Source organism: Polaromonas sp. (assembly GCF_030689685.1).
In the GTDB taxonomy this organism is placed as follows: domain Bacteria; phylum Pseudomonadota; class Gammaproteobacteria; order Burkholderiales; family Burkholderiaceae_C; genus Polaromonas.
The window spans coordinates 43455-52887 of record NZ_JAUYEY010000029.1 but is presented as its reverse complement, the minus strand read 5'-3'; the positions used below and the strand labels follow the sequence as shown (position 1 = coordinate 52887).

Annotated in this window: 11 protein-coding genes; 7 read left to right on the top strand and 4 right to left on the bottom strand. The window is 64.5% G+C overall.

The genetic code is table 11. The features are described 5' to 3' along the window. Positions 1-22 precede the first annotated feature (22 nt). Entirely contained in the window at positions 23-490 is a 468-nt protein-coding gene (locus tag Q8O29_RS20340; RefSeq protein WP_371134176.1) for a transposase, read from the top strand. 8 nt (positions 491-498) lie between these two features. Here Q8O29_RS20340 and Q8O29_RS07840 read toward each other — a convergent pair whose 3' ends face one another. Further along, a complete protein-coding gene (locus tag Q8O29_RS07840; protein WP_305561541.1) occupies positions 499-651 on the bottom strand; it encodes a response regulator in 153 nt (50 codons plus the stop codon). Positions 652-782: 131 nt separating this feature from the next. Then, positions 783-1478, bottom strand: a complete 696-nt coding sequence (rpe, locus tag Q8O29_RS07835; protein WP_305561539.1) for a ribulose-phosphate 3-epimerase — start codon at positions 1476-1478, stop codon at positions 783-785. Positions 1479-1562: 84 nt separating this feature from the next. On the opposite strand from rpe, the gene apaG reads away from it, so the two are divergent. From apaG to thiL, 5 genes are all read left to right on the top strand, one after another. Further along, on the top strand, positions 1563-1970 hold the full coding sequence (gene apaG / locus Q8O29_RS07830) for a Co2+/Mg2+ efflux protein ApaG (protein ID WP_305561553.1): 408 nt from the start codon (positions 1563-1565) through the stop codon (positions 1968-1970). Beyond that, on the top strand, positions 1948-4017 hold the full coding sequence (locus Q8O29_RS07825; RefSeq protein WP_305561537.1) for a site-specific recombinase: 2070 nt from the start codon (positions 1948-1950) through the stop codon (positions 4015-4017). The genes apaG and Q8O29_RS07825 overlap by 23 nt, the downstream gene beginning before the upstream one ends. A 173-nt stretch (positions 4018-4190) precedes the next feature. After that, positions 4191-5450, top strand: coding sequence for a cation:proton antiporter (locus Q8O29_RS07820; protein ID WP_305561535.1), 1260 nt, complete (start codon positions 4191-4193; stop codon positions 5448-5450). After that, entirely contained in the window at positions 5443-6600 is a 1158-nt protein-coding gene (locus Q8O29_RS07815) for a YbdK family carboxylate-amine ligase (RefSeq protein WP_371134174.1), read from the top strand. Before Q8O29_RS07820 ends, Q8O29_RS07815 begins: the two co-directional genes overlap by 8 nt. Positions 6601-6786: 186 nt before the next feature. After that, positions 6787-7761: a thiamine-phosphate kinase gene (thiL, locus tag Q8O29_RS07810; RefSeq protein WP_305561533.1), complete on the top strand. Its 975-nt coding sequence runs from the start codon at positions 6787-6789 to the stop codon at positions 7759-7761. Here thiL and Q8O29_RS07805 read toward each other — a convergent pair. Both Q8O29_RS07805 and Q8O29_RS07800 read right to left on the bottom strand, forming a co-directional pair. Continuing rightward, positions 7749-8165: a tautomerase family protein gene (locus tag Q8O29_RS07805; protein WP_305561531.1), complete on the bottom strand. Its 417-nt coding sequence runs from the start codon at positions 8163-8165 to the stop codon at positions 7749-7751. The two genes, thiL and Q8O29_RS07805, sit on opposite strands and share 13 nt — an antisense overlap. 1 nt (position 8166) lies before the next feature. Beyond that, positions 8167-8445: a hypothetical protein gene (locus tag Q8O29_RS07800; protein ID WP_305561529.1), complete on the bottom strand. Its 279-nt coding sequence runs from the start codon at positions 8443-8445 to the stop codon at positions 8167-8169. 57 nt (positions 8446-8502) lie between these two features. Between Q8O29_RS07800 and Q8O29_RS07795 the strand changes: the two genes are divergently transcribed. Next, positions 8503-9426 (top strand): LysR family transcriptional regulator, encoded by a 924-nt coding sequence (locus Q8O29_RS07795; RefSeq protein ID WP_305561527.1) that lies wholly within the window; start codon positions 8503-8505, stop codon positions 9424-9426. The last annotated feature ends 7 nt before the right edge of the window (positions 9427-9433 follow it).

The following is a 9433-nucleotide window of genomic DNA, read 5'->3' as shown; positions in this document are numbered from 1 at the left end:
TCTCAAAGAAGACTACGAATACGTGCGCCGGGGCACTTGCAACTTGTTCGTGGCGGTTCAGCCCCAGGCTGGCATCCGAACGGTTGTCGTAACCGACCATCGCGGCAAGGCCGACTTCGTCGCCTTGGTGCGCCACCTTCTGGCCACCACTTACCGCAGGGCTCGGTGCCTGCATCTTGTGCTGGACAATCTGAACACTCACTTCGCAAGAAGCTTTGTTGATGTCCTGGGTGAGCGCCGGGCTGCCAAGCTGCTGCGCCGGGTGCGATTTCACTACACCCCCAAGCACGCCAGCTGGCTGAATATGGCCGAGATCGAAATCGGGGTACTGGCGCGCCAATGCCTGAACACGCGCCTTGCCTCGCGCGCCACCCTCGAGTGCAACGTCCAGGCTTGGCAACAGCGCCGCAACAGCGAACACCGCCCCATCGACTGGACTTTCACCAGGCAGGTCGCAGATGTCAAGCTTGGACATAGATATGTATCGTAGTTTATAAGTCACGATACTAGTGCGGTCAGAAAAATCTCCGGAGTATCGGCTCTGCGCACGTCCCGGCCGAGGTGGCCCAGTACCTCATAGCCGTCCATGTCGGGCATCATCACATCGAGCAGGATGATGTCGGTACGCGGCTCCATCATGGCCGGGCGCACGCCCGCCTCGCCGCCGCCGCAAATACCTCGTGCTTGTCCTGCAGAGCAGCCCACCTGCTGTAGCCGCCATCCGCCACTTCCTTTAAGAAAACAAAGGGGCCCGGCCGCGCCCATCCTGGCGCCCAGCGGCCTTATGTCGCCAACGCCGCGCGCATGGCGTCAATCGAAGCCTTGTAATTCGGTTTGCCGAAAATCGCGCTGCCGGCCACAAAGGTGTCAGCGCCGGCCGATGCCACGCGTGCAATGTTGTCCGCCTTGATGCCGCCGTCGACCTCCAGCCGGATGTTTTTGCCAGACGCGTCAATGCGCTTCCTGGCCTGCTCGATCTTGCGCAGCGCCGAGTCGATGAACCCTTGCCCGCCGAAGCCTGGGTTGACACTCATGATGAGGATCAAATCGATATCGTCGATCAGCCAGTCCAGCACATCCAGCGGCGCGGCCGGATTGAACACCAGCCCGGCCTGGCAACCTTTGGCCTTGATCGCCTGCACACTGCGGTGAACCTGGCCAGAGGCATCGGGGTGAAAACTGATCAGGTCGGCGCCGGCGTCGGCAAAGGCCCCCGCCAGCGCATCGACCGGCTGCACCATCAGGTGCACGTCGATGGGCACGGCCGTGCCGTCGGCTTTTTTGGCATGCGGCTTCAGGGCACTGCAAATCATCGGCCCGAAGGTCAGGTTGGGCACATAGTGGTTGTCCATCACGTCGAAATGGATCCAGTCTGCGCCGGCGGCAATCACGGCCTGGAGTTCTTCACCCAGCCGCGCGAAGTCGGCCGACAAAATAGAGGGGGCAATCCGGTACACCGGTGGCTTGATTTGGCTCATCGCAGGATTGTCGCACCCTGCCCCGTGACCATCAAACAGGCTGCATGGAGGCCGGTTAACATGGGTACCCATCTTTTGCATGCCATGCCGAAATACCAATTTTCCTGCCACGTCCTGCCGCATTACCTGCCCGAGCAGTCGGCCCCTGACGACGAGGTGTACGGCTTTGCCTACACCGTCACCATCACCAACACCGGCAAGGTCGCGGCGCAACTGATTTCGCGCCACTGGATCATCAGCGACGCGCGCGGCCACAGCGAGGAAGTCAAGGGCCTGGGCGTGGTCGGCCACCAGCCACTGCTCAAGCCGGGCGAATCCTTCCAGTACAGCAGCGGCTCGCGGCTGCGCACACCGACAGGCACCATGCACGGCAGCTATTTTTTTGTCGCCGAGGACGGTGAGCGCTTTGAGACGGCGGTCCCGGTTTTTGTGCTCGACGCAGGCCAGGTTGCAGGCCCCGACGGAGCTGATGGCAGCCGCGTGCTGCACTGAGTCCGGCAGCGGCATGCACAACCTGGCTCAACTGCTGGACCTGCTGGAGCCAAAGGCCGGACTCGCCGGCCGCCATCTTTGGCTGATTGACCTGCTGGACTGGATCAGGGGCAAGGACAACAACCCCCAGGCTGCAGTCGCACGCTTGCGGCTTTTTCTGGACGCCGCACAGGCACAGCCAGAGTTCCAGGCCAGGCTGCATCACTGGTGGCGCACGCTGGTCGGCACGGTCGATGCCACTCCGCTGTTTGCCGATTTCGGGTTTGCGCCACGCGCGGCCTTTCTCAGCGAGCTTGGTGAGAGGCTGCGCTACAAACTTCTGCCCGGCACGCCAGAGACCACCCATGCCACCGAATTGTTCATGCTGCTGTTTCCGTCGCCGTTTGATGCCCGGTGGCTCAAGCTGATTGACGAGGACGCGCTGGCCCGCTTGGGCGCCTTGCTCACGACCGCCGTGCCCGGTGACTCCGCCGCCGATGGCGAGGCAGCGTCGGCCCCCGCCCGCACCTTGATGCAAGACTGGCAGGACGTGTTGCTGGAAGCGCTGACCTATTGCACCAGCCAGGTGGCGGCCACCGGCTTCTCGCCCGAGCTGCGCCTGCGCATGAGTGCGCCGACGCTGCAAGCCCGGCCGTTTCACGGCCTGGCCGGCGACCTGGATGCCTTGCGTGCTGCCTTACAGGCGCACGGCCAGGGCAGCGGCGCGCTGCACCTGGCGCTGGACCAGTTCAAAAGCCGGCTTGAGGCCTGCCGCAGCGCGGCCTCGTCGATTTATGCGCACCTTGACGAACACGGCATTTCGGTCGGCCTGGTGTTTCGCCTGCGCCAGTTGCGCGAGCGCATCCTGCGCATCCGAGAACTGCTCGATTGCCTGCTGTCCGACAAACCAGCTAGTAGCGCGATGCAACTGTTGGCGCGCCTGGTGCTGCTGGCCGAACAACGGCGCAGCATACGCGCGCTAATCGCCGCCAACTCCACCTTGCTGGCGGCCAAGGTCGCCGAGCGCGGCGCGGAAACCGGTGAGCATTACATCACCCGCGACCGCGCGGCTTATATGCAAATGCTGGGCAAGGCGGCCGGCGGCGGCGCAGTGACGGCGGGCACCACCTTGCTCAAATTCATGATCGCCGGGCTGGCGCTGTCGGCGTTCTGGAGCGGCTTTCTCGCCGGCGTGATGTACGCCGCCAGTTTTGTGCTGATCCAGTTGCTGCATTTCACGCTGGCCACCAAGCAGCCGGCCATGACGGCGCCGGCCATGGCCGCCAAACTCAAGGACCTGCGCTCGGGCGAAGCGGTCAGCGAGTTTGTTGATGAGGTGACTCATCTGGTGCGCTCACAGGTGGCGGCCGTGCTCGGCAACGTACTGATGGTGGTCCCGGTGGTGCTGCTGATCAGCGCCGCCATGCAGTTCGGCCTGGACCACCCGATGATTGATACGAAGGAAGCCGTGCATGTGCTGCAGACCCTGAGCCTGCTGGGCCCCACGCTGCTGTGGGCGGCGTTCACCGGTGCCGTGCTGTTTGCCGCCAGCATCATCGGCGGCTGGGTGGAGAACTGGTTTGTACTGTACCGCCTGGCGTCAGCGATGCGCTACAACCCGCGCATCACGCGCGCGCTGGGCATGGAACGCGCGCAGCGCTGGGCCGGCTTCATGCGCGACAACATCTCGGGCTTCACCTCCAACATCGCGCTGGGTTTCATGCTCGGCCTGATTCCGCCGATGACCGGGTTTTTCGGGCTGGAGCTTGAAGTGCGCCACGTCACGCTGTCGGCGGGGCAACTGACCGCAGCCGCTGCGGCGCTGGGCTGGGACGTGCTGCGCCAGCCGGCGCTGTGGTGGTGTGTGGTGGCCATCCCGCTGATAGGCGCGCTCAACCTCGGGGTGAGTTTTTACCTGGCTTTCCGGTTGGCACTGCAGGCACACAACGTCAGCGGCGTGGACCGCGCCCGCATACGGGCGGCGATTTGGGCGCGCTGGCGCACGCACCCCAAAAACTTTTTCGTTCCAGACCGATATCCAGCGGTCAGTCAATCCCCTGCGCCCTGATCCACGCGCTTGTCCTACAAGCGAGTCCTGCCGATTGTTGTAAATTTGAGTAAGCCCATCCCAACGGGGTTTCTTACGCCGTATCGTCGGCCTGTCCCCCTCGAGCACTCCGTCCCTGTCCTTGGCGACGGACTTGCATCCATCCCATCAACCATCAGCGGAGACACCCACCCATGAACGAAGTCATGGCCTTTTGGGCCGAATGGATCAAGCCCTCTGCGGGTCTAGCTACTGTGCAGTGGTCTATCTTGCTTGCATTGGCAGCCCTGACCGGTCACCTGGTGCAGCGGTTCGCCGGCATCCCGAAGGTTGTCGGATATTCGGTGGTGGGCGGCTTTGCCGGCCTGGCTGGGTTTTCGGGCGCGGTCTGGCCACTGCAGGGCACCGGGCTGTTCCTGCTCGAACTCGGCGTGGCCGTGGTGCTGTTTGAAGCCGGGGGCCGCATCCCCTTGCGCTGGTTCCGTCACAACCCGATGGTGCTGGTGCAAAGCCTGGCTGAGTCAACCCTGACCTTTTTTATGGTGTATTGGTCGCTGACTTTTTTAGGCATGCGCGAGGCGGTCGCCGAGCCGCTGGCCCTGCTGGCCATGGCCGCGTCGCCGGCCGTGCTGTCGCGCGTGATCATCGACACCCGCGCCTCGGGTCCGGTGACCGAGCGGGCCATGGTGCTGTCCACCCTGAGCACGCTGTATGCACTGACGCTTTGCAGCGCCAGGGCCGGCATGATGGGCCGCGGCGAGCAAAGCCTGGCCGACACCTTGTACCCGGTAGCCGTGGTGCTGGGCTTATCGGTGGCGGTGGGCGCCGGCCTGGCACTGGCACTGCGCTCGGCATTGCGCGTGATGAGCCCGACCAGCGAGAACACCGCCATCTTGCTGCTGGCCCTGATTGCCGCCGGCGCCGCGCTGGCCGCGCATTTTGGCGGCTCGGCACCGCTGGCCGCGCTGCTGGGCGGCATGCTGCTCAAGCAACTCAATCCGCGCCCCTGGTCCTGGCCACGCCAGATGGGCACCGCCTCGGCGATGCTGACCATGCTGATGTTTGTGCTGGTGTCCGTGGTGGCCGCGCAGGCCGACTGGAGCGGCCCGGTCGCTGGCATGGTGCTGGCGCTGGTGGCGGCGAGGGCGCTGGCCAAAATCATGGGCGTGGCGCTCGGCAATGTGGGCAGCGGCGCGAGCTGGAAGCAAGCCCTGTGGGTCGGCTGCGCGATGTCGCCGATGTCGTCGGTCGCGCTGCTGCTGGTGTCGCAGTTTATGGCCGCCTCGGCCTCGCTCGGTCCGCGCATTGCCAGCATCGCGCTGCCGGCGATTTTGTTGATGGAGGTGCTGGGCGCCATTTTGGCCACCTTTGCCATTTACCGCGCCGGTGAAAGCTCCAGGCCCTGGAGCCCTCGGCCCTTCAGCACCTCATCCGCAGGAGACCTTCGTGAGTAAACACACTGCTACCCCGCTGGCGCCAGGCGGGCTGGAGCCTTTTCAGAAGTCGGCGGCACTCTCGCTGGGCGTCGAGCTCGAACTGCAACTCGTCAACACCCACGACTACGACCTGGCCCCGTATGCGGAGGACATGCTGCGCCTGATGCACAAAACGCCACTGCCCGGCAGCGTGGTGCCCGAGATGACGTCGAGCATGATCGAGATCTCCACCGGCGTCTGCCAGTCCTCGTCGGAAGTGCTGGGCCAGCTCACCCAAATCCGCGACGCGCTGGTCAAAAGCGCCGACAAGCTCAACATCGCCGTGGTTGGCGGCGGCACCCACCCTTTTCAGCAATGGCATGAGCGCCGTATTTACGACAAGCCACGCTTTCGCGAGCTGTCCGAGCTGTACGGCTACCTGTCCAAGCAGTTCACGATTTTTGGCCAGCATGTGCATGTCGGCTGTCCCGACGCCGACACCGCGCTGCTCACGCTGCACCGCATGTCACGCTACATTCCGCACTTCATCGCACTGTCGGCCTCCAGCCCGTATGTGCAGGGGCAGGACACGGCTTTTGACTCCGCACGACTGAACTCGGTGTTTGCCTTTCCGCTGTCAGGCCGCGCGCCACTGGCGCTGACCTGGGACGAGTTCACGGTGTACTTCGAGAAGATGACGCGCACCGGTGTGGTCCGCAGCATGAAGGACTTCTACTGGGACATCCGGCCCAAGCCGGAGTTCGGCACCATCGAGATCCGCGTTTTCGACACACCCTTGACGGTGGGCCGCGCCGCCGCGCTGTCGGGTTATGTGCAATCACTGGCCTCCTGGTTCATGAACGACCAGCCCTTTACGCCGACCGAGGACGACTACCTGGTCTACACCTACAACCGCTTCCAGGCGTGCCGCTTCGGGCTGGAGGCCGTCTATGTGGACCCGGCCACCGGCGAGCACATGGCCTTGCGCGACCACATCCTGATGACCATGGACAAACTCGGCCCGCATGCCGGACCACTGGGTGCCAGCAGCGGCATCCACCTGCTGCGCAGCAGCGTCGAGCTGTCGAACAACGATGCACGCTGGTTGCGCGAGTTACAGGGCAAGGAAAAACTGCTGGCCGAAGTGATTCGGCAGGCGGCGCTGAAGTTTCGGGGTTTGCCGGTTTAGCTGCAGCTTCTTTATGCGGCTCGGGCTGAGCTTGTTGAAGCGCTTCTGCGCTAACCTGTTAATGGTGTGCCAGCAAGCCGGGTCTCGCCCCGGCGGGCGCCGGGCAACCCCCGGCCAGCAGGCGCAGGCAGACCTCAACGGCGCAAGACACCAACAACAAACGCTTCCACCCGTTATGCTCCCCCCATGGGTGAATTCGAGCTGATCGCGCGTTACTTCCAGCGCCCCACAAGCCGCGCGGTGCTCGGCATTGGCGACGACTGCGCGCTGCTGCAGCCGGCAGTCGGCATGCAACTGGCCGTCTCCAGCGACATGCTGGTCGAGGGCCGGCATTTTTTTGCCGATGTCGATCCCTGCGCGCTGGGCCACAAGGCGCTGGCCGTCAACCTCAGTGACCTGGCGGCCTGCGGCGCGCAACCACTGGCCTTCACGCTGGCGCTGGCCTTGCCGCGGGTGGATGAAAACTGGCTGGCCGGGTTTTCGCGCGGGCTGTTCGCACTGGCCGACGCGCAGGGCTGCGAGCTGGTGGGCGGCGACACCACGCAGGGGCCTTTGACAATCTGCATCACGGTGTTTGGCGAGGTGCCGCGTGGCCAGGCCCTGCTGCGCTCGGGCGCGCAGGCCGGTGACGATGTGTATGTCAGCGGCACCCTGGGTGAGGCCAGACTGGCGCTGGACGCGCTGCGCGACCATGCGCCGCTGCCCGATGAACTGCTGGCGCTGGCACGTCACCGGCTGGAGCAACCGACGCCGCGTGTGGCGCTCGGTATGGCGCTGCGCGGCATCGCGACGGCGGCGGTTGACGTGAGCGACGGCCTGCTCGGCGATCTGGGTCACATCCTCAAGGCCTCTGGCGTGGGGGCCCGCATCGACACCTCCATTGCTATTAATTTAATAGCATTAAACGCACAGATAGCAAGGGCTGAGCGGCTTTTTTCTTATGAAAAGCTGCTGGCTTACGTGCTTGCCGGTGGGGATGACTATGAACTGGCTTTCACAGCCCCTGCTGCGCAGTGGCAGGCGGTGCAGCAGGCGGCGCAGCAGTCGCAAACCGTGGTCACCCGCATCGGGCAGATCGAGGCCGCGCCCGGCCTGCGGCTGCACAACGCCCAGGGCCAGCTACTGGAAAAGCGTTATGCCTCGTTTGATCATTTCGCCTGAGCAGGCTCTGAAAGCCGCGCGAGCTGGCGCAGCTGCTGGGTCGCTCCGCCATAACCCCAGTCGGCGGCCGGCAGTTCGCGCACGATCACGTAACTGGCCTCTTCCAGCGGGCCGCCAGCACCCAGCTGGCGCTCCAGCTCCGAATACGTAGCCGCGATAAACGCCGCCTTTTCAAGCGCTGTGTTGGTCCCTTCGGTGATGCTGATTTCCAGAAACGCGGTGGGGCGCTGCACTTCTGCGGCGTTCACGTACCAGCGCGCGGCAGGCAGGTCTTCAATCATCACGGCGGTGACATCGCGCCGTTTGCCCAGAAGCTCTGCCGTCAAGGCCGTCAGGGCCTGCGCCAGTTGCCGGTAGCGTCCGGGGTTCTGTAGCGGTGCGAGTTTCAGGTTCAGTGTCGGCATGTCAGGCGCCTTGCTGTTTGCCGGGCTGGCCGTGGCGTGCCAGGCTGCGCCCCCATCGGCTGGCTGAGCGCAGGGTGCTGCGCGCCGCTATGCCTGCCTGCCGCCAGAAGTCACTGATGGCCTGCTCGCGCAATACATGCGCCTGGCGTTTGGCTGCATCGGTCAGTCGGGCGTATTCGGCCGGAGTGAAGTGCGGATACATGGTGTGTTCTTTCAGGGTTGTGACGATGAAAGCCACTTTAGGCAAGCGCCGTCGGTCCAGAAACAGCACCGCGCGCAATGGCGTTTTGCGGGCGCTGCAAAGGCAAGGACGACCACAGCTGGTTACCATGGCGCCATGCGCGATCTGAGCTTTGACGACATGCACCTGTTTGCCCGCGTGGCCGAGCTGGGCACGCTGTCGGCCGTGGCGCGCGAGCGCGACGTGCCGGTGAGCCAGATCTCGCGCAGCCTGAGCCGTATTGAGAAAGCCTGCGGTGCGCGGCTGATCCACCGCTCTACCCACGGCCTGACACCCACTGCCGAGGGCCAGACCTTTTTGCACTACTGCCGCCGGCTGACCGGCACGCTGGAAGAGTTGGAGGGGGAGTTTGCCAGCCAGTCAGGCCAGGCCAGCGGCTGGGTGCGAGTGGCCGCCAGCACGGTGGTGGCAGAGTACCTGCTGATTCCCGGTTTTGAGAGCCTGCATCAAAAACACCCGCAACTCCATGTGGACCTGCGGGTTGAGGACCGACTGGTGGATATGGCGCATGACGGCATCGACATTGCCATCCGCACCGGCATACCGCCGACCGACACGGTGGTGGCGCGGCAACTTGGCGTGCTGGGCCGCAGGTTGTACGCCACGCCGGGCTACCTGCAGGCCCATGGCACACCGGTGCATCCCGACGATCTGCACCGGCACCGCCTGATCACCAACAGCGCCGTCACCCTGCTCAACCGCTGGCCTTTTGTGGTCAAGGGCGAGCCGGTGGTGGTGGTGGTGGCTGAAGGGCAGTGGTGTTCGGGCAGTACCGGCATCACCGCGCAGTTGGCGCTGCATGGCCTGGGCATCTCGCGGTTTGCCACGGTGGTGGCCGAGCCGCTGGTGCGGCGCGGCCTGCTGGTGCCAGTGCTGCCAGATTTTGTGGACGAACAACCCAGCCCCATCTACGCCGTGACGCTGACCGCCCGGCACCGCCTGCCCAAGATCAGGGCCTGCATCGCGCACTGGGCTCAATCTTTCGCCGATGCCGAGGGCGTTTTGCCCGGCCCACCATAATCGCGGC